The sequence below is a fragment of the Jannaschia pohangensis genome, assembly GCF_900113875.1.
In the GTDB taxonomy this organism is placed as follows: Bacteria; Pseudomonadota; Alphaproteobacteria; order Rhodobacterales; family Rhodobacteraceae; genus Jannaschia; species Jannaschia pohangensis.
Genome location: NZ_FORA01000002.1, coordinates 192904 through 209438, shown reverse-complemented (window position 1 = coordinate 209438; position 16535 = coordinate 192904). Strand labels below are relative to the sequence as shown.

The 16535-nt window shown below is 65.7% G+C and carries 20 protein-coding genes; 9 read left to right on the top strand and 11 right to left on the bottom strand.

The annotated features are described in order from the left end of the window. Positions 1-26 precede the first annotated feature (26 nt). Positions 27-755, top strand: coding sequence for a transglutaminase-like domain-containing protein (locus BM002_RS08005; RefSeq protein ID WP_245749174.1), 729 nt, complete (start codon positions 27-29; stop codon positions 753-755). Here BM002_RS08005 and BM002_RS08000 read toward each other — a convergent pair. The 4 genes from BM002_RS08000 to BM002_RS07985 are packed head-to-tail and all read right to left on the bottom strand — an operon-like array spanning position 752 to position 4160. Next, entirely contained in the window at positions 752-1912 is a 1161-nt protein-coding gene (locus BM002_RS08000) for a lytic murein transglycosylase (RefSeq protein ID WP_092779301.1), read from the bottom strand. The two genes, BM002_RS08005 and BM002_RS08000, sit on opposite strands and share 4 nt — an antisense overlap. A gap of 9 nt (positions 1913-1921) precedes the next feature. Continuing rightward, positions 1922-2863: an adenosylcobinamide-phosphate synthase CbiB gene (gene cbiB / locus BM002_RS07995; protein WP_092779299.1), complete on the bottom strand. Its 942-nt coding sequence runs from the start codon at positions 2861-2863 to the stop codon at positions 1922-1924. After that, positions 2860-3795 (bottom strand): threonine-phosphate decarboxylase, encoded by a 936-nt coding sequence (locus BM002_RS07990; protein WP_092779297.1) that lies wholly within the window; start codon positions 3793-3795, stop codon positions 2860-2862. The genes cbiB and BM002_RS07990 overlap by 4 nt, the downstream gene beginning before the upstream one ends. Next, positions 3792-4160, bottom strand: coding sequence for a DUF1636 family protein (locus tag BM002_RS07985; protein ID WP_092779295.1), 369 nt, complete (start codon positions 4158-4160; stop codon positions 3792-3794). Before BM002_RS07985 ends, BM002_RS07990 begins: the two co-directional genes overlap by 4 nt. A gap of 243 nt (positions 4161-4403) precedes the next feature. Here BM002_RS07985 and BM002_RS07980 point away from each other — a divergent pair, with 243 nt between their 5' ends. Further along, on the top strand, positions 4404-4733 hold the full coding sequence (locus BM002_RS07980; RefSeq protein ID WP_092779293.1) for a hypothetical protein: 330 nt from the start codon (positions 4404-4406) through the stop codon (positions 4731-4733). Here BM002_RS07980 and BM002_RS07975 read toward each other — a convergent pair. The 5 genes from BM002_RS07975 to argH form a co-directional block, all read right to left on the bottom strand. Beyond that, positions 4709-5713, bottom strand: a complete 1005-nt coding sequence (locus tag BM002_RS07975) for a glutathione S-transferase family protein (protein ID WP_092779291.1) — start codon at positions 5711-5713, stop codon at positions 4709-4711. The genes BM002_RS07980 and BM002_RS07975 overlap by 25 nt on opposite strands. Before the next feature lie 102 nt (positions 5714-5815). Beyond that, positions 5816-6835: a hypothetical protein gene (locus tag BM002_RS07970; RefSeq protein ID WP_092779289.1), complete on the bottom strand. Its 1020-nt coding sequence runs from the start codon at positions 6833-6835 to the stop codon at positions 5816-5818. A gap of 13 nt (positions 6836-6848) precedes the next feature. After that, entirely contained in the window at positions 6849-7319 is a 471-nt protein-coding gene (gene greA, locus BM002_RS07965) for a transcription elongation factor GreA (protein WP_092779287.1), read from the bottom strand. Positions 7320-7410: 91 nt separating this feature from the next. Beyond that, the gene (locus tag BM002_RS19030) at positions 7411-7569 is read right to left on the bottom strand and encodes an argininosuccinate lyase (RefSeq protein ID WP_139212310.1); all 159 of its coding nucleotides are present in this window, start codon (positions 7567-7569) and stop codon (positions 7411-7413) included. Next, on the bottom strand, positions 7566-8966 hold the full coding sequence (argH, locus tag BM002_RS07960) for an argininosuccinate lyase (protein WP_092779285.1): 1401 nt from the start codon (positions 8964-8966) through the stop codon (positions 7566-7568). Before argH ends, BM002_RS19030 begins: the two co-directional genes overlap by 4 nt. Here argH and BM002_RS07955 point away from each other — a divergent pair. The 4 genes from BM002_RS07955 to BM002_RS07940 all read left to right on the top strand — a co-directional run bounded on the left by BM002_RS07955 (position 8965) and on the right by BM002_RS07940 (position 12859). Further along, entirely contained in the window at positions 8965-9519 is a 555-nt protein-coding gene (locus BM002_RS07955) for a TlpA disulfide reductase family protein (RefSeq protein ID WP_245749173.1), read from the top strand. The two genes, argH and BM002_RS07955, sit on opposite strands and share 2 nt — an antisense overlap. A gap of 126 nt (positions 9520-9645) precedes the next feature. Further along, positions 9646-10551 (top strand): calcium/sodium antiporter, encoded by a 906-nt coding sequence (locus BM002_RS07950; protein WP_092779283.1) that lies wholly within the window; start codon positions 9646-9648, stop codon positions 10549-10551. 89 nt (positions 10552-10640) lie between these two features. Beyond that, a complete protein-coding gene (locus BM002_RS07945; RefSeq protein WP_092779281.1) occupies positions 10641-11606 on the top strand; it encodes an L-malyl-CoA/beta-methylmalyl-CoA lyase in 966 nt (321 codons plus the stop codon). Positions 11607-11680: 74 nt separating this feature from the next. Beyond that, positions 11681-12859 (top strand): LytS/YhcK type 5TM receptor domain-containing protein, encoded by a 1179-nt coding sequence (locus BM002_RS07940; protein WP_175484836.1) that lies wholly within the window; start codon positions 11681-11683, stop codon positions 12857-12859. Between the two features lie 13 nt (positions 12860-12872). On the opposite strand, the gene BM002_RS07935 is transcribed toward BM002_RS07940, so the two are convergent. Further along, entirely contained in the window at positions 12873-13400 is a 528-nt protein-coding gene (locus BM002_RS07935; protein ID WP_092779277.1) for a hypothetical protein, read from the bottom strand. Between the two features lie 208 nt (positions 13401-13608). Here BM002_RS07935 and BM002_RS07930 point away from each other — a divergent pair, with 208 nt between their 5' ends. Then, positions 13609-14571, top strand: a complete 963-nt coding sequence (locus tag BM002_RS07930) for an acetyl-CoA carboxylase carboxyltransferase subunit alpha (protein ID WP_092780477.1) — start codon at positions 13609-13611, stop codon at positions 14569-14571. A gap of 27 nt (positions 14572-14598) precedes the next feature. Here the strand turns inward: BM002_RS07930 and BM002_RS07925 are convergent, their stop codons facing one another. Continuing rightward, on the bottom strand, positions 14599-14829 hold the full coding sequence (locus tag BM002_RS07925; RefSeq protein ID WP_092779275.1) for a hypothetical protein: 231 nt from the start codon (positions 14827-14829) through the stop codon (positions 14599-14601). 109 nt (positions 14830-14938) lie between these two features. Between BM002_RS07925 and BM002_RS07920 the strand changes: the two genes are divergently transcribed. Together BM002_RS07920 and BM002_RS07915 are read left to right on the top strand one after the other, a co-directional pair. Then, positions 14939-15655, top strand: a complete 717-nt coding sequence (locus BM002_RS07920; protein ID WP_092779273.1) for a M48 family metallopeptidase — start codon at positions 14939-14941, stop codon at positions 15653-15655. 48 nt (positions 15656-15703) lie between these two features. Continuing rightward, a complete protein-coding gene (locus BM002_RS07915; RefSeq protein WP_092779271.1) occupies positions 15704-16483 on the top strand; it encodes a CE1 family esterase in 780 nt (259 codons plus the stop codon). Positions 16484-16535 lie beyond the last annotated feature (52 nt).

The following is a 16535-nucleotide window of genomic DNA, read 5'->3' as shown; positions in this document are numbered from 1 at the left end:
CGGCCCTTTCCTACGATTTTCAGGACATGACGGATCTGCTGTTGCAGATCGAAGTGGCGCGAACCGATGGGCAGACCGTGCTGTCGGATGGCCTGTCCACGACCCCCCTGAAGGAATTTCGCCGGATCGCCGCCGAGGCGGGTGTCGGAACGCGCGCCTGGCTGGCGGCGCAGGGGCAAGTCGATTTGACCTACCGCGCCGTGGTCGAGGTGACGCGCCCGGCTGTCGCCTTGGAGACCTTGTCCGCTGTGCCGCCGCGCGACCTTGATGCCGTCGACACTTCGTTCCTTTTGCCGTCGCGCTATGTCCAGTCGGAGGTATTCGACGCCGTCGTGACCGATGAATTCCCCGGTCTGTCGGGTGGCGCATTGATCGCAGCCGCCCGCGACTGGATCGCCGAGACCTTCACCTATGTCGCCGGAGCCAGCACCGCCGCCACGACGGCCCGCGACAGCTACGACGAACGTCAGGGGGTTTGCCGCGACTATGCCCATGTGTTGATCGCGCTGGCGCGGGCGGCGGGCATCCCGGCGCGTATGGCCAGCTGCTATGCTCCCGACGTCGACCCCCCGGATTTCCACGCGGTGGCGCAGGTGCGCCTGGAGGATGGCTGGCATCTGGTCGATGCGACGGGCATGGCCTCGCCCGATCAGATGGCGATTATCGGGGTTGGTCGAGACGCAGCCGAAGTGTCCTTCCTCACGACGATGGGGGCCACCACGATGCTGTTTCAATCGGTGAACGTGACCCGCTAGAGCGCCTCCAGAAGCGCGCGGGTCGGCCAGGCATCGGCGGGCAGTCCCAATCTGCCCTGTTCGGCCTGAACCGCCTGACGGGTGCGACGGCCCAGGATGCCATCGATGTCGCCCACATCGTGGCCCCGCGCGGTCAGCTTGGTCTGCAACCGCTTCATCATGTCGCCGTCCAGCCCCGCCTCGGGATTGCCCGCATCGAAGATGGGGGCCCCTGACAGGCGCGTGGCGAAATAGGCGGCGGTGGTGACGTAGACGAAACTCTGGTTCCACTCGAACAGGATCTCGTAGTTGTGGAAGGCAAGGAAGGCAGGCCCGCCCCGGCCCTGCGGCAACAGAAGCGATGCGGGCAACGCCGCCGACGCCGTCCCGCCCCGCAGGGTGACGCCGTCAGCCAGCCAGTCGCCAACCGCGCGTTTGGTGTCGAGCCCCGACAGACCCCAGTCGAGCGTCGCCGGAACCGTCACTTCCACCAGCCAGGGCTCGCCCTTGCGCCAGCCGATGTCGCGCAGGAATCGTGCGCCGGTGTGCAACGCGTCCGGCACCGAGGTCTTCAGGGTCACCCGGCCATCACCGTCCCCGTCGACGCCGCGCTCCAGGATATCACCGGGCAGCATCTGAACCTGACCGATTTCGCCGGCCCAGGCCCCCGTCGTGTCCACGTCGAATCCGCCCCGCTCGAACAGGGTCAGGGCGGCAAAGACCTGCGGGCGGAACAACTCGGGTCGGCGGCAATCGTGGGCCAGCGTCATCAGGGAGTTGCGCGTGTTGAAATCGCCCAGGACCGCGCCGTAGTCCGTCTCGAGCGCCCAGAACGCCAGAAGGACGCCGCGCGGCACGCCATAGCTGGCCTCGACCCGATCGAAGACCGATTGGTAGCGCGCCGCATTCTCGGCCCCCTTGCGGATGCGGTCGCCGGAAATGATGCGACGTGCGAAATCCACGAACTCCAGCCGGAAGACGCCCTGACTGCGGTCGGCGCGCAGGGTGCGCTCGTCCTGCTGCACCCCGGCGACGAAGCGGTCGATGGCGTCGGGTGCATGGCCTCGCGTGACGGCCTCGGCGCGGATCCCGTCGACGAAGCTGGCAAAGCTGCCGCCGCATTGGGCCTGCGCGGTTGCCGGAAGGAGGGTCAGGAGGAAGAGAGCGAATGCGCGCATCGGGACCTTTCAGGGCGAGTAGGCCGCCACGAGGAGCGACAGGGACAGAAGCAGCCCTTCCCACAGGAAGACGACCGCCAGCAACCCGGCCCACGTCCGCCAGAGCGCGCTGACCGTCCGGTCGATCTCGCCCGGGCCGATGTCGCGTCGGCCGGTCGGATTGACCCAGGCAAAGTCCTCTACCACGCCGTCATAGCTGCGCGGCCCGGACAGCGCGACGCCGATCAGGGGGGCCATCGCGGCCTCGGGCCATCCGGCATTGGGTGAGCGGTGCTGCCGGGCGTCGTTCGGAACGCGGTGCCAGTATTCCATTGCGAAATGGCTAGCCAGAATGAGCAGGGCGGTGGCGCGGGCGGGCACCCAGTTCAGCACGTCGTCCAGACGCGCCGCCGCCCATCCGAACGCCTCGTACCGGGGGGTCCGATATCCGATCATGCTGTCGGCGGTGTTGACGATCTTGTAGACCATCAGGCCGGGCAGACCGGCGATCAGGAACCAGAAGGCAGGCGCCACGACGCCGTCTGACAGGTTTTCGGCGGCGCTTTCGATGGTGGCGCGGGTGATCGCGGACCGGTCCATGTCGCTGGTATCGCGACCGACGATCATGCTGACGGCCTGCCGACCCTCGCGCACCGATTGGCGCAAGGCCTCGCCCACGGCATGGACATGTTGGACGAGGCTTTTCTGGGCCAGCAGGATCGCGGCAACGATGATTTCGAGCAGGCCGAAGTCGGGCACCAGGGCAATCACCCACCCAATCAGGCCAGTCGCAACGACCAGGGCGGCGACGGTCAGGACGCCCTTTTCACGCCGACCCGCGCCCTTGTTCAACCGAGCCTCGAACCAGGCGACGGCGCGGCCCATCAAGACGGCGGGATGCGGATAGCGGGACCACAGACGCTCCGGCTCGCCCAGAAGAGCGTCGAGGATCAGGGCCAGCGTCAGCGTCATCCCAGGGCTTCCTCCAGGCGGGGCCAATGGTCGGGGTGGGGCAGGCCCAATCTGAGCCATCCCTTCGAATAGGGGAAGATGCGCGACCAGATCCGATGCCGGGCCAGCCGGTCGCGGAAGGACACCGCGTCGCCGACATCATAGAGGCGGAACAGGTCGGTGCCGCCCACGGCGGTGCCATGGCGTGCCATCAGGTCATCGAGGCGCATCGCATCACGCGACAGGCGCGTCCGTGTCTCCTCTGCCCAATCCTCGTCGCCCAAGGCGGCCGTCCCGATGGTCAGCGCCGGGCCGGACACGGCCCAGGGGCCAAGCGCTTCGGCCAGGGGGGCAAGGGTGTCGGGATGGGCGATGGCGAACCCGAGGCGCAGGCCGGCCAGACCCCAGAACTTGCCGAAACTCTTGAGGACGATGATGCCCCGTTCGGTGGTCAAGGCGACCTGGCTTCGGTCAAAGGTGACGTCACAGAAGCTTTCGTCGATGACCGCAAAGGGCCGCAGGACGGCATCGCACCATTCGCGTCCGTCGGGGTTGTTCGGGTTGACGAAGACACGGGACGGCGCGGTCGTATCGTCGGTCACGGTGAACCCATGCGCGCGAAACGCAGCGGCGTGTTCGTTGTAGGTAGGCCCCGGAATATGCACCCGGTCGCCTGCGGCGAGGGTCGGCAGCCTTGCGATCAGTGCCGAAGCCCCGGGTGCCGGCAGCACGCCGGCCTCGGACGGGATGCGCCAGAATCGCCGGGCCACGGCGATCAGGTCCGCACGGGCGCGGGTGTCGGGCAGGGCGGTCCAGACGCGATCCGGCAGGTCGGGCAGGGGATAGGGCACCGGATTGATGCCGGTCGACAGGTCGATCCAATCGTCCGGCGCGCCGCCGTATCGTGCGCGGGCAAGATCCAGGTTGCCGCCATGATCCCGCGCCTTGGTCATTCGGGCAGGGGCGGGTGACGGGTGACGAAATGGCCCTTGATGGCGACGGGCCAATCCCGGAACGGCACGACGCCGTTCTGGGCGCCCGCATGTTTGGCGGCGTATTCGACGATGCCCTGGGCGGCTTCTGCCGTGGGTTCGAACCGGCCAAGCGTATAGGCCATCTTGCCCTTCGCCTGCAGCGTGATGTTGCACCCCCCGGAACAGCCCATGAGGCACGAATGCCTGCGCGTCGTCACAGCGTCGATGCCTGCCGCAGCGTTCTCGATCAGAAGGGCCAACGCCTCACCGTCCGTCATATGCGAGGCATTGGAGTCCCAATCGTCGCGTTTGCAGGTATCGCAGATGGTGATCGTCGTCGTCATGGGGGCTCCGGTCGCGGGCAAAGATGAAGAAACGGGATAGACTGCGCGGATTTTGGACGCAATCGGTCGAAATCCGCCGATCATTGCCGTGGCGCAGGTGCCGTTAACTTTTGGTTAATCCAGTCGAGGGCAGGTTGACGTTACGGAACTTTCAAGCCTTGCGACCCGGAGGATCCTCTATTGTACGATCGATTTCCAATTGTAATGACTGTCGGCCCCTGCTTTTCCAATGAGGCTGAAAAAATGGTTTTCCTGGCTTTGCTGGCGGGTGAGGGGCTGGCCCTTCACCATGCTGATAGTCAGGATGATGCGGCGCTTCTGCTCTGCGACATTAACCCGCTGGTCGTGGTGATCCACCTCGACATGACAGATGGCAGCCCGTTGGCCGTTGCCGATTTCTGCAACTACCGAAGGCCCGGGGCGCGGCTTATCCTGCTTGGCGGCGGGCAATTGATGACGGACGGCACCTTGTTCCGGCACGTCGGAAACGCCCATGCCTTGATCAGCGGCCGTGTGTCTGCCGCTGATCTGACGTCCCTCGTGGTGCATCACGCGGCGGCATCCGTGGCCTGACCGACCGCCTCGCGACCGTGGGGTTCAAGCCAGTCGATCACCGGATTGATCGGCAGGATGCGGTGTGGGTTTATGCTGTCGTGACTGAAATGGTAGTGGCGCACGATATGCGCCATTCCCACCGTCTCGGCGACGCCCGGGTATTGGAACAGCTCGCGGGTATAGGCCCAGAGGTTGGGGTAATCGATCAGCCGCTTGCGGTTGCACTTGAAGTGCAGGTGATAGACCGGATCGAACCGCACCAGGGTGGTGAACAGCCGCCAGTCGGCTTCGGTCAGGCGGTTGCCGGTCAGGTAGCGACGGCTAGCAAGGCGCTCCTCGACCCAGTCGAGCGCGTGGAACAGGGTCGTGACCGCGTCGTCATAGGCGTCTTGGGTCGTTGCAAAGCCCGATTTGTAGACGCCGTTGTTGATGTCCGAATAGACGCGGGCGTTGACCTCGTCGATTTCGGACCGCAACGCCCGGGGGTAGAAGTCGAGCGTGTTGCCGGTCAGCCCGTCGAAGGCGGAATTGAACATCCGGATGATTTCGGAGCTTTCGTTGGACACGATGGTCCCGCGTTCCTTGTCCCAGAGGACCGGCACCGTCACTCGGCCCGATACATCGGGCTTGGCCCTTGTATAGATATCGCGCATGAACGGCGCGCCGAACAGGCGGTCGCCGGTGGCGCCGTGGTCGTCAGTCTCGAACGTCCAGCCGTCCGAGAGCATGTCGGGATGCACCACCGAGATGTCGATCAGGTCTTCGAGCCCCTTCAGCTTGCGGAAGATCAGGGCCCGATGCGCCCAGGGGCAGGCCAGGCTGACATAGAGGTGATAGCGACCCGCCTCGGCCTTGAAGCCGTCTTCGCCCGATGGCCCGGCGCGTCCGTCCGAGGTGACCCAGTTGCGGAAACCCGCCGTGGAGCGCACGAATTTCCCGCCGGTCGAGTTGGTATCGTACCAGGTATCGTGCCACGTGCCGTCGATGAGCTGTCCCATGGGGGCCTCCTATGCCGTCGGGGAGGATGCATATCTGTGCGGACGGGCGCATAAAATCCCAATGCGCGCGCAGTCTCTGCGCTCTGACGAACCGCGCGTCGCTCAGTCGAAGGTTCCGGCGACCCGTGCGCTCAGCATGAAGGCCCGTGCCGTGCGGGTGTTGGCGAATTGCATGATCTCGGTATCGGTGGCCGTTTCGGCGAAGTCGGCAAAAACCCGGTCGAAGGTGCGCAGGAAGTGGTGGACGGCATCGCGGAACACCGAATCGTCCTTCATGCGGCCCGCCGTCAGGGCCAGGCTGGACCGGTCGCGGATACCCCCGAGGGCGGCGACTTCGGCCCCGTGGGTGCCCGCGGCAAAGGCGCGCCAGAGCACCGGGTCAGCGCGGTGCACGGTCAGGTCATCCATATAAATGCCGTCCTGCGCCATCAGGGTCAGCAGGTCCTGGGATGCGCTGACCAGTTGCGATGTGGGCCGGTGTTTGAGGGCGGCGCGCAGGACGCGGAAACCTTCGTTGTCGCGCTCGTTTTCGGGGAAGTTGAGGGCGCGGATGAAGTCTTCGGCGGCCAGCGGCGCGATCTCGGGTTCGGGGCCCAGTTGCAGGGTCGGCTGACGCTCGGGCGTCGGGTTGGCGCGGGGCGGTGTGCGCAGCACAGGCTCGATCGTGGGCTTGTTCAGTGCGGCGACCTCGGCCCCGAGAACGGCCTGGGCGCGGTGCACCTGTTCGATCCGCTCCTCGACGACCTGCCGGAGCGAGGCGGTGCCCGCCTGCTGCTGCTCGATATAGCTGAGCCGCATGGCGTCGATGGCGGCCTGAAGGCGGGCGCTTTCCTCGCGCATCGTGCGCGCGGTGCGGGCCGCGGACGCCGCCACCCAGATCAGCGCCACGGGAAGGAACACCCCGAGGATCGTCATCATGAAGCCAAGCGGATCGTTCCGGCTGAGCCGCGCCTGTTCGCCGTCCATCGTCAGAAAGAACCACCCGACAAGGCCAAGCCAAGCCAGGCTCAGCACCAGGGCCACGATTTCGACCAATGACGTCGACCCGCCACCGGACTGCGCCCGGCCCGGCAGCGCCTGAACCGGCCGTTCGGCGGCGGTCGGGGGCGACTTGGCGGTCATTGCACGCAGGTCCTCACTTGAACACGACCGCAGCGATTTCGTAGGCGCGCGTCCCGCCGGGGGTCCGGACCTCGACGCTGTCGCCCTCGTCCTTGCCGATCAGGGCGCGGGCCAGAGGCGACTTGATGTTGAGCAGGCCGTTCTCGATATCGGCCTCCTGCTCTCCCACGATCTGATAGGTCTTTTCCTCGTCCGTATCCTCGTCGATCAGAGTGACCGTGGCGCCGAACTTGATCGAGCCCGACAATTTGGACGGGTCGATGACTTCGGCCAGCGAGATCAGCCCCTCCAGCTCCTTGATGCGGCCTTCGATGAAGGAATGCTTTTCGCGGGCGGAATGGTATTCGGCATTCTCCGACAGGTCGCCATGCTCGCGCGCCTCGGCGATGGCGGCGATGATCTCGGGGCGCTCCTTCGACTTGAGCTGTTTCAGCTCTTTTTGCAGGGCATCGATGCCCCGGGGTGTCATGGGAAACTTTTCCATGGTTCTCTCCTGCCGGGACGCATCGGCCCCGCTGCTCGCGATTTCGTGACTTTATGGGGCGTCCCCTGCGGGCGCAACGCCCGCCGACCGATCAGCGCTGGATGCGACGCGATACCCCGACTTCGACGGTACCCGACACGCTCAGTCCGGTCTGCTGTCGCGCCTCGGACGGGGGCACGGGCTCACCATCCACGCCGCAGGCGCTCAGCAGCGCGACAAGCGTAAGGGGCAGAAGGATCGTTCGGGTCATGCCAGTCTCTCTTTCCACAGGGCGACTTGCGCGCGCACGTTGGCCGGGGCCGTCCCGCCAAAGGATGTGCGGGACGCCACCGAATTATGCACACCAAGCACGTCAAAGACAGCCCCCGTGATCCCGGGGTGCACAATCCGCATCTGCTCCAGCGTCAGATCGGGCAGGTCGATCCCCGCATCCTCGGCCAGTTTCACCAGCGATCCAGTGACGTGATGCGCCTCGCGGAAGGGCAGGCCCAGTTCGCGCACCAGCCAGTCAGCCAGATCCGTCGCCGTCGAAAAACCGCTGGAGGCCGCCGCCTCCAGATCGTCGGTCTGGGCGGTCATGTCGCCCACCATCCCCGTCATCGCGGCCAGGGCAAGCATGAGCGAGTCGGCGGCGTCGAACGTCTGTTCCTTGTCCTCCTGCATGTCCTTCGAATAGGTCAGCGGCAGGCCTTTCATCACCATCAACAGGGCCGTCTGCGCCCCGAAAATGCGCCCGATCTTGGCGCGCAGCAGTTCGGCGGCATCGGGGTTGCGCTTTTGCGGCATGATGCTGGACCCGGTCGACCAGCGGTCAGAGAGGCGTACGAAGCGGAACTGGGCCGAGGACCAGATCACCAGCTCTTCGGCAAGGCGGCTCAGGTGCATTGCGCAGATCGACGCGGCCGACAGGAACTCCAGCGCGAAATCCCGGTCCGATACCGCATCCAGCGAATTGGCGGCAGGACGGTCGAAGCCGAGCGCCTTGGCCGTCATCTCTCGGTCGATGGGAAAGGACGTGCCCGCCAGAGCGGCGGCCCCAAGGGGGGATTCGTTCATCCGGCTGCGCGCATCGCGGAAGCGGCCCAGGTCACGGGCGAACATCTCGGTATAGGCCAGCATGTGATGACCCCATGTGACCGGCTGCGCGGTCTGCAAATGGGTGAAGCCGGGCATCACCCAATCGGCCCCGGCGTCCGCCTGCGCGACTAAGGCCGACATCAGACGCGGCAGGGCGTCGATGGCGGCGTCGCATTGGTCGCGCACCCACATCCGGAAATCGAGCGCGACCTGATCGTTGCGCGACCGCGCGGTGTGCAGACGACCTGCGGCAGGGCCCACGATCTCGGTCAGGCGGGCCTCGACGTTCATGTGGATGTCTTCAAGGGCGGCGGACCACGCGAAGTCTCCCGCCTCGATTTCTGACAAGACCGTGAGGAGGCCTTCCCGGATCGCCTCGGCATCGGTATCGGTCACGATACCCTGCGCGGCCAGCATCGCGGCATGGGCCCGGCTGCCTTCGATGTCTTGGCGCGCCATGCGTCGGTCGAAGCCGATGGAGGCGTTGATGGCTTCCATGATCGCATCGGGGCCCGTCGCGAAACGGCCGCCCCACATCTTGTTTGAGCTCGACTCGGACGACTTTGACATGGAACGCCTCATGCTGCGGAAAATTGCCCTCGGGCTATACGGCCTGCTCCTCGCACTCGCCACCCCTGCCTTCGCGGTCGACGAGTCGCTCCTGGTCGGGGACATGGCCCGGCTCGAGGTGTCCGCCCCCTATCCCCCTGCGATCACGGCCTATCTGCGTGACGACGGGTCGGTCGGGGATCTGTCGGATTACGCGGGCAAGGTCGTTGTCCTGAATTTCTGGGCCACCTGGTGCGCCCCTTGCCGCGCCGAGATGCCGTCGTTGCAGGCGTTGCAGGACGAGTTGCAACCCGAGGGGCTCGAGGTGGTCACGATGGCTTTCGGGCGCCACAACCCCACGGCGATGCGGCGGTTCTGGGACGAGACGGGGGTGACCACGTTGCCGCTGCATCTGGACCCGCGTTCCGAGATGGCGCGCGCCCTTGGAGTGCAGGGCCTGCCGCATACCTTCGTTCTGGGGCGCGACGGTCGGGTGCTGGCGCAATTCCGGGGCGAAGCCGACTGGGCCGCCCCCGAGGCCATGGCCGTCTTTCGGTCCCTTCTTGCCGAGTGACGGAAATATTTCGCGCCCGTGACCGGCTCCCCTTGCAACCTCTCCGGTCCCTTCTGATGTGACATTGGCATCGGTCGGCACCTGTCCGATGCCAGATCGTATCCGGGTGCCGAGGGCAGTTTTTTCATGGATTTCGCATTCGTAGCGGCGGGGTTGCTCCTGCTGCTGATGGGGGGCGGCTGGCTGGTCTCCGGAGCCGTTGCGGTGGCCGCCCGTCTGGGCTTGTCGCCGTTGGTGATCGGCGTGACGCTGGTCGGCATGGGCACCTCTGCGCCCGAGTTGCTGACCTCGCTGCGGGCTGCCCATGTCGGCGCGCCCGACCTGGCACTCGGGAACGTCGTCGGGTCCAACATTGCCAATATCCTTCTTATCCTGGGTGTTGCGGCCGTGATCGCGCCCATTGCCGTTCCGCGGGCCGTCTGGCGGCGTGACGGTCTTGTCCTTCTTGCGGTGACCCTGGCCGGGGCGCTCTGGCTTGGCGTGGCTGCGGGCCTTGGCCGCTTCGGTGGTGCGGTCTTCCTGGCCGTGTTCGCCGCGTGGATGGTCTGGCAAATCCGGGAAGGCGGCGACGATGAAGCCGTGGATCAGGCTCTGCCGCTCGGTCGGGCGCTTGCACTGGCGGGTGTCGGGCTGGCGGCCCTGATGCTCGGGGCGGATCTGCTGGTCCGGGGCGGAACCGGCCTCGCGCGCGCTTTCGGTATCAGCGAGGCCGTCATCGGACTAACCGTCGTCGCCGTCGGCACGTCGCTGCCGGAACTCGCGACCAGTGTCATGGCGGCCCGACGCGGACGCAGTGATCTCGCGCTCGGCAACGTCCTCGGATCGAATGTTTTCAACCTGCTGTTCATCCTCGGGACGACGGCCGTCTATGCGCCGCTCGCCGCTGCGCCGCGTTTCGCGCAGGTCGACCTTCCGGTCATGGCGGCGGCCGTTGTCGCCATGCTCGTGGTGGCCTTCGGCGGGCGCATCGGACGATGGGCGGGGGCTGCTCTGCTGGTCCTCTATGGCCTCTACCTCTGGGCCGTCTTCTGACATGCTGCGTCGCAGCGCTTGCGTTATGCTGCGACAGAATATAGCTCCGGGGAAGCGCAAATAGAAATTAAGTTACCCGGAGCTTTGCCATGTCCTTCCGCCTGCAACCTGCACCTGCCGCCCGTCCGAATCGGTGTCAGCTGTTCGGCCCGGGGTCCAACACGAAGCTTTTCGCCAAGATGGCGGCGTCGGCGGCGGATGTCGTCAACCTCGACCTCGAGGACTCCGTCGCCCCCTCCGACAAGGAGTCCGCCCGCGCCAACGTGATCGAGGCGATCGGCTCCGTCGACTGGGGTAACAAGGTGCTTTCCGTGCGGATCAACGGCCTCGATACGCCCTATTGGTATCGCGACGTGGTCGACCTGCTGGAGCAGGCGGGCGACCGGCTGGACCAGATCATGATCCCCAAGGTCGGTTGCGCCGCCGACATCTATGCCGTTGATGCCCTGGTGTCCGCGGTCGAGGCGGCCCAGGGCCGGACCCGCCGCATCGATTTCGAGGTCATCATCGAAAGTGCGGCCGGCATCGCCCACGTCGAGGAAATCGCCGCCGCATCGCCGCGATTGGTTGCCATGTCCCTCGGGGCGGCGGATTTCGCGGCCTCCATGGGGATGCAGACCACGGGGATCGGCGGGACGCAGGAGGATTATTACATGCTGCAAGACGGCGCGCGGCACTGGTCGGACCCTTGGCATTGGGCCCAGGCGGCCATCGTGGCGGCCTGCCGGACGCATGGTGTCCTGCCGGTTGACGGACCCTTCGGTGATTTCAGCGACGACGAGGGGTTCCGCGCCCAGGCCCGCCGGTCCGCCGTTTTGGGGATGGTTGGTAAATGGGCCATTCACCCCAAGCAGATCGCGCTCGCGAACGAGGTTTTCACCCCCTCGGAGGACAAGGTGGCCGAAGCCCGCGAAATCCTTGCAGCCATGGAAGACGCCAAGGCCAGCGGCGCGGGGGCCACGGTCTACAAGGGCCGGTTGGTCGATATCGCCTCCATCAAGCAGGCCGAGGTCGTGGTGCGCCAATCCGAGATGATTGCAGCGAATTCTCCGTAACTCGAAAGATAAGGGTAAGGCTTCATTCATATCCTGTTGCGATGTGTTGTGAACACAAGTGCAGGATGGCTTTCATGGCTGACTTCTCCGTTCTGGTCCATTTTCTCGGGTCACTCGCATTGATCGCGATTCTGGCACCCGGATACCAATGGGCTATCCGCACGTATGGAATGCGGCCTCTGATCGTGGTGGGTCTCGGGCTGGCCTTCGGGACGGTATCTGTTTTTCAGATGCATGATCCGGTCGTCCTTGCCGAAGGCCTTATCGTCGACATGCGCAATGTGCCGCTCGCCCTTGCCGGGGCCTTTCTGGGCCTGCGCGGGATGCTGCTCTGCCTTGTCGTCGCTGCGGCCTCGCGCCTTCAAATCGGCGGGATCGGGGCGATATCCGGCGTCTTGGGGATGCTTCTGGCGGGCAGTGCAGGCGTCATCTGGCGTGGCCTCACGTTTGGTCGCCCTCGACGGACCAGGGATTTGGTAGCTCTCGGCGTCATGATGTCCTCGCATCTTGCGGCGGCCTTCGTCATGCCGATGCCGACGGCGATCTGGTTCCTGTCAGAGGCGGCACCAGTGCTTTTCGGGCTGAACCTTCTGACGATCCCCTTGCTTGCCCATCTGTTCGATCATTCCTGTCAGCAGCTGCGTGACGAAGCCAATCTGCGGGAGACGGCGACCGCCGGAGCCGGAGATGGTTTCATGCCGCCCGATGCGCTTGGGTGGGCCATGGAGCAGTCGAGTTCGGTCGGCAACATGCAGGACGGAGTCGTCATGGTCACCCTGGACGTCCGCCATCACGACTTGATCGCGCGCTTCTGGGGCAGCGACGTGGAGCCGGTTGTCTGGGACACGCTGCGCGAGCGGCTGGTGGGGGCTCTGCCTGTCGGCGGTATCGCCGGGCGTCTGAACGAAACGACCGCTCTTTTGGTCTTTGCTGAAAGCGATCTCGAAAAGGCGACGGATATCGCTGAGGAGGTCCGACAGAAGGTCATGGCCGAGCCGATCCCCCTTCGGGGACTTCCCGCGCTCCGGGTCCGGGCTGATGTCACCACGCGGATCTTCGACAGGATGCCGAAACTCGATCGGGTGCGCGAGGCTTTCAACGCGCCGATCTCCGTCGCTGCCAGGAGACGGCAATCGAAGCGGCTTTCGAAGTCCATGGTCACGTCACGGCCGATACATCGCGTGGAACCGCGTTCGGGCCGACATCGCGACCTGTTCGAAACCTATGACGCGCTTCAGGCGACATCTACCTGACTGGTGCCGCGCCCTAGCGCTTGTCCGACCGGGTCAGTCTTTGATGCAACTCGTCGAAGGCGCTGGACTGACCCTCTGACAGCCCGTCTTCGCCGAGGCTGGCCAGCAGCGGCTGCAACTCAGACCAGGCTGTGCCGTCGTCGATCTTGGCCAGCCTGCGTCCGATCCGGTCGATGGCCGACGAGGGTGAGCCGCATTGACCGACGAGCCAGCGAGCCAGCGCTTCGGCTTCCTCGGCGTCTTCCTCGGTCATGCGCCACATCTGGCGAACCAGGACATGCAAACGCTGCCGGTCCTCCCGCGTGGGCAGGTCTTCGAGTTCGATGAACGCCTCGCCCAAGGCAATGATGGCCAACGTCGGATCGTCAATTCCGTCAACGGGATGGCCCTTTGTCTGGCGCCGAAACGCGATCTTGCGTGGAGCGTTGCGGGCTATCGTGATCGCATCATCGGCCACGCTCAGCGCATCGCGCGGATTGGACCGGGCCCACCAAAGAATTGCACCGCCGACGGCGACAAGAATTGCAATAAGGATCGGCATTCGCGACCTCCGAAATGACTTCCGACAATGTTGGGACGATACGGGCCACCATGTCTTGCGACAAGTGGACTGCGCCCTGCGCGTCGAACATCGGAAGTCATCGGGGCCAAAGAATGTCGCAAGCGTGACACATCGCGGAGTCCGCAGCGATGTTGCATCGGGCGAGAAGCGCGGCCATATCGGACCGGACACGAAAGGGACCCGGGCCATGACGCAATATCTCGATTTCGAAAAGCCGCTCTCGGAGATCGAGGGCAAGGCCGAGGAATTGCGCGCCATGGGCCGCAAGGATGCCAGCGTCGATGTCGCCAAAGAGGCTTCGGCCCTCGACGAAAAGGCGCGGGGCATGTTGACCACGCTCTATGGCTCTCTGACGCCCTGGCAAAAGGCTCAGGTCGCACGCCATGCCGAACGTCCCCATTGCAAGGACTACATCGACGCCCTGTTCACCGATTGGACGCCACTGGCCGGGGATCGCAATTTTGCCGACGATCATGCCGTGATGGGCGGATTGGCGCGGCTGGACGGGCGCGCCGTCATGGTGATCGGGCACGAAAAGGGCCATGATACACGCACCCGGATCGAGCGGAATTTCGGCATGGCGCGCCCCGAAGGCTACCGCAAGGCGATCCGCCTGATGGAAATGGCGGACAAATTCGGCCTGCCGGTGGTCACCCTGATCGACACACCCGGGGCCTATCCCGGCAAGGGCGCCGAGGAGCGGGGCCAGTCCGAGGCCATCGCCCGCTCGACCCAGGCCTGCCTGCGCCTGGGCGTGCCGCTGGTCAGCGTTGTCATCGGTGAGGGCGGATCGGGCGGTGCGGTCGCCTTCGCCACGGCCAACAGCGTCGCCATGCTGGAGCACTCGATCTATTCCGTCATCTCGCCCGAGGGCTGCGCCTCGATCCTCTGGAAGGACGCCGAAAAGATGCGCGAAGCGGCCGAAGCGCTGCGTCTGACCGCGCAGGACCTGCTGAAACTCGGTGTGATCGACCGGATCGTTCGGGAACCGCTTGGCGGGGCGCACCGCGACAGCAAGGCCGCCATCGCATCGGTCGGGGCGGCCCTGACGTCGATGATCGCGGCCTTCGACGGCAAGGATGCCGATGCCATCCGCCGCGCCCGCCGTCAGAAGTTCCTCTCCATCGGCTCAAAGGGCCTTGCCGCCTGACGGAGGTGCCGCCGACCCCCAAGATGGCTAGCGGCGGTACACACCTTCCGGCAGGTTCAGCGCGGCGGCCAGATCGCGCAGCTGCGTCATGCTCAGCGTGATCTGGAGCGGCTGGTCGGTGCGCGTATCGACCTGGGTCAGGGTCACGCATTCCTCGAAGGCGGTCACGATGACGTCCTCGGTCGGCGGGCCGTCGGCTCCGCCTTCGTCCACCAGGGTGATGACCGTCGCGTCGAATTCATGCTCGATGGAAAACATCCGGCGGACCTTTGCGTATTTGTGATTGCGGGTCCGCGACTTGGCGCTGACAACGGCAATCCTTGGTCTATACTCTGCCTTCAGACTAGCGAGTTATCAGGGGAAATCCATGCGTTTACCTTTTGCTGCCGTGCTCGGCTCCCTGCTGTTGTCGGCCTGCGTTGCCGTCCAGCCCGCGCCGGACTCATCCCCCGAGGCTGCGCCGACCTCTTCGGGTGGGCCCGCACGCGTTTCGGGGGCGACGGCGTCGGCGAATTTCCAGACGGCCGTCCGACGCGTCGAACCCGTAGCCGAGGCGATCTGTCGTCAGCAGGCCCCCAATCTGAATTGCGATTTCCTGATCCGCGTCGATCCCAACCGGAACGCGCCGCCCAATGCGTTCCAGTCGCTCGACCGGTCCGGTCGTCCGATCCTGACTTTCACCCAGTCCCTGATCGCCGAGGCACGCAACCAGGACGAGATCGCCTTCGTCATCGGCCACGAAAGCGCGCACCACATCGAACAGCACATCGCCCGGCAGCGCCAATCGGCGGCGACGGGTGCCTTGGTGGGTGGATTGATCGCATCGGTCGCCGGGGCCAATTCTGCCACCGTGAACGAGGTCAGCCGGATCAGCGCGGGCGTCGGCGCGCGGCGTTTCTCCAAGGATCACGAGCTGGAGGCCGATGCCCTGGGCACGGTTATCACCGCGCGAGCGGGCTTCAACCCGGTTCGGGGGGCGGCGTTCTTTACCCGGATCCCCGATCCGGGCGACCGCTTCCTGGGGACCCATCCGCCCAATGCGGCGCGCATCGACATCGTGCGCCGGACGGCGGCCGGCCTCTGACGGTCTTGTGACTGGAGCGATGGTCCCGACTGCGGCAAGGACAGAGGCATGAGATTTCTTGCCTCCGTCCTGACCGCCCTTGCCTTGTGGGTCGGCCCTGCCGCTGCCTGCACCGGAGGGGCCGAATGCGCCCTGGGCGACCGCAGCTATCACGTCATGGAACCGGCGGGATGGGACGGGGTCACGCCGCTCCCTGTGCAGCTCCATTTTCACGGGTGGGCACGGCAGGGCGAGGTCCCGATTTCCAGCCCGCGCACCGGTGGCGCGGCCGCGGCGGCGGGCGTTCTGTTCGTGGCCCCGGACGGGCTGAACCGCAGTTGGGATTTCCGGCGACCCGGCTCGGCGGATACGGTCTTCGCCAAGGCCGTGCTGGCCGATGTGGCGCGGCGGTTCCCGGTCGAGGGGCAGCCGCTGATCGTCTCGGGCTACAGTTGGGGCGGGCTCATGGCGGCGCGCTTTGCCTGCGAAAGCGAGGTGGAGATCGACGCGCTCCTGCTGATCGCGGGCGCGTTCCGACCGGGCACGGATTGTGCCCCCCGGGTGCGGCGGGTCAGCCATGTGCACGGGACCACCGACACGGTTCTCGACTTCCCCTATGGCCCGGACGGCGACGACACCTATGCCGTCGCCCTGTGGAAAGACGTGATGGGCTGCGGGCCGGTCGCCCGGACCTATGACTGGAAGGCCGTCGAATGGCTCACCCAGACTCGGTCGGAATGGGACTGCGAGGCCGGTCTGGTCACCATGGACGTCCATTCGGCCAGCCACCTGATCCCGCGCGGATGGGTCGCCCGGATTCTGTCAGAGGTGCTAGCCCCGCCGAACTGAGGGTTTGCGCTGGATCAAGGCGCGACGGCGCTGGCCAGGGCAGGATCGCGTG

What these genes read in the sequence shown, in the direction of transcription:
- BM002_RS07975 (WP_092779291.1), bottom strand. Translation starts at nt 5,713, where the DNA reads ATGGGACAGCTCATCGACGGCACGTGGCACGATACCTGGTACGATACC.
- argH (WP_092779285.1), bottom strand. Translation starts at nt 8,966, where the DNA reads ATGTCAAAGTCGTCCGAGTCGAGCTCAAACAAGATGTGGGGCGGCCGT.
- BM002_RS19030 (WP_139212310.1), bottom strand. Translation starts at nt 7,569, where the DNA reads ATGACCCGAACGATCCTTCTGCCCCTTACGCTTGTCGCGCTGCTGAGC.
- BM002_RS07980 (WP_092779293.1), top strand. Translation starts at nt 4,404, where the DNA reads ATGGTTTTCCTGGCTTTGCTGGCGGGTGAGGGGCTGGCCCTTCACCAT.
- greA (WP_092779287.1), bottom strand. Translation starts at nt 7,319, where the DNA reads ATGGAAAAGTTTCCCATGACACCCCGGGGCATCGATGCCCTGCAAAAA.
- BM002_RS07955 (WP_245749173.1), top strand. Translation starts at nt 8,965, where the DNA reads ATGGAACGCCTCATGCTGCGGAAAATTGCCCTCGGGCTATACGGCCTG.
- BM002_RS08005 (WP_245749174.1), top strand. Translation starts at nt 27, where the DNA reads ATGACGGATCTGCTGTTGCAGATCGAAGTGGCGCGAACCGATGGGCAG.
- BM002_RS07970 (WP_092779289.1), bottom strand. Translation starts at nt 6,835, where the DNA reads ATGACCGCCAAGTCGCCCCCGACCGCCGCCGAACGGCCGGTTCAGGCG.
- BM002_RS08000 (WP_092779301.1), bottom strand. Translation starts at nt 1,912, where the DNA reads ATGCGCGCATTCGCTCTCTTCCTCCTGACCCTCCTTCCGGCAACCGCG.
- BM002_RS07990 (WP_092779297.1), bottom strand. Translation starts at nt 3,795, where the DNA reads ATGACCAAGGCGCGGGATCATGGCGGCAACCTGGATCTTGCCCGCGCA.
- BM002_RS07925 (WP_092779275.1), bottom strand. Translation starts at nt 14,829, where the DNA reads ATGTTTTCCATCGAGCATGAATTCGACGCGACGGTCATCACCCTGGTG.
- BM002_RS07940 (WP_175484836.1), top strand. Translation starts at nt 11,681, where the DNA reads ATGGCTGACTTCTCCGTTCTGGTCCATTTTCTCGGGTCACTCGCATTG.
- BM002_RS07935 (WP_092779277.1), bottom strand. Translation starts at nt 13,400, where the DNA reads ATGCCGATCCTTATTGCAATTCTTGTCGCCGTCGGCGGTGCAATTCTT.
- BM002_RS07930 (WP_092780477.1), top strand. Translation starts at nt 13,609, where the DNA reads ATGACGCAATATCTCGATTTCGAAAAGCCGCTCTCGGAGATCGAGGGC.
- BM002_RS07920 (WP_092779273.1), top strand. Translation starts at nt 14,939, where the DNA reads ATGCGTTTACCTTTTGCTGCCGTGCTCGGCTCCCTGCTGTTGTCGGCC.
- BM002_RS07945 (WP_092779281.1), top strand. Translation starts at nt 10,641, where the DNA reads ATGTCCTTCCGCCTGCAACCTGCACCTGCCGCCCGTCCGAATCGGTGT.
- BM002_RS07985 (WP_092779295.1), bottom strand. Translation starts at nt 4,160, where the DNA reads ATGACGACGACGATCACCATCTGCGATACCTGCAAACGCGACGATTGG.
- BM002_RS07950 (WP_092779283.1), top strand. Translation starts at nt 9,646, where the DNA reads ATGGATTTCGCATTCGTAGCGGCGGGGTTGCTCCTGCTGCTGATGGGG.
- BM002_RS07915 (WP_092779271.1), top strand. Translation starts at nt 15,704, where the DNA reads ATGAGATTTCTTGCCTCCGTCCTGACCGCCCTTGCCTTGTGGGTCGGC.
- cbiB (WP_092779299.1), bottom strand. Translation starts at nt 2,863, where the DNA reads ATGACGCTGACGCTGGCCCTGATCCTCGACGCTCTTCTGGGCGAGCCG.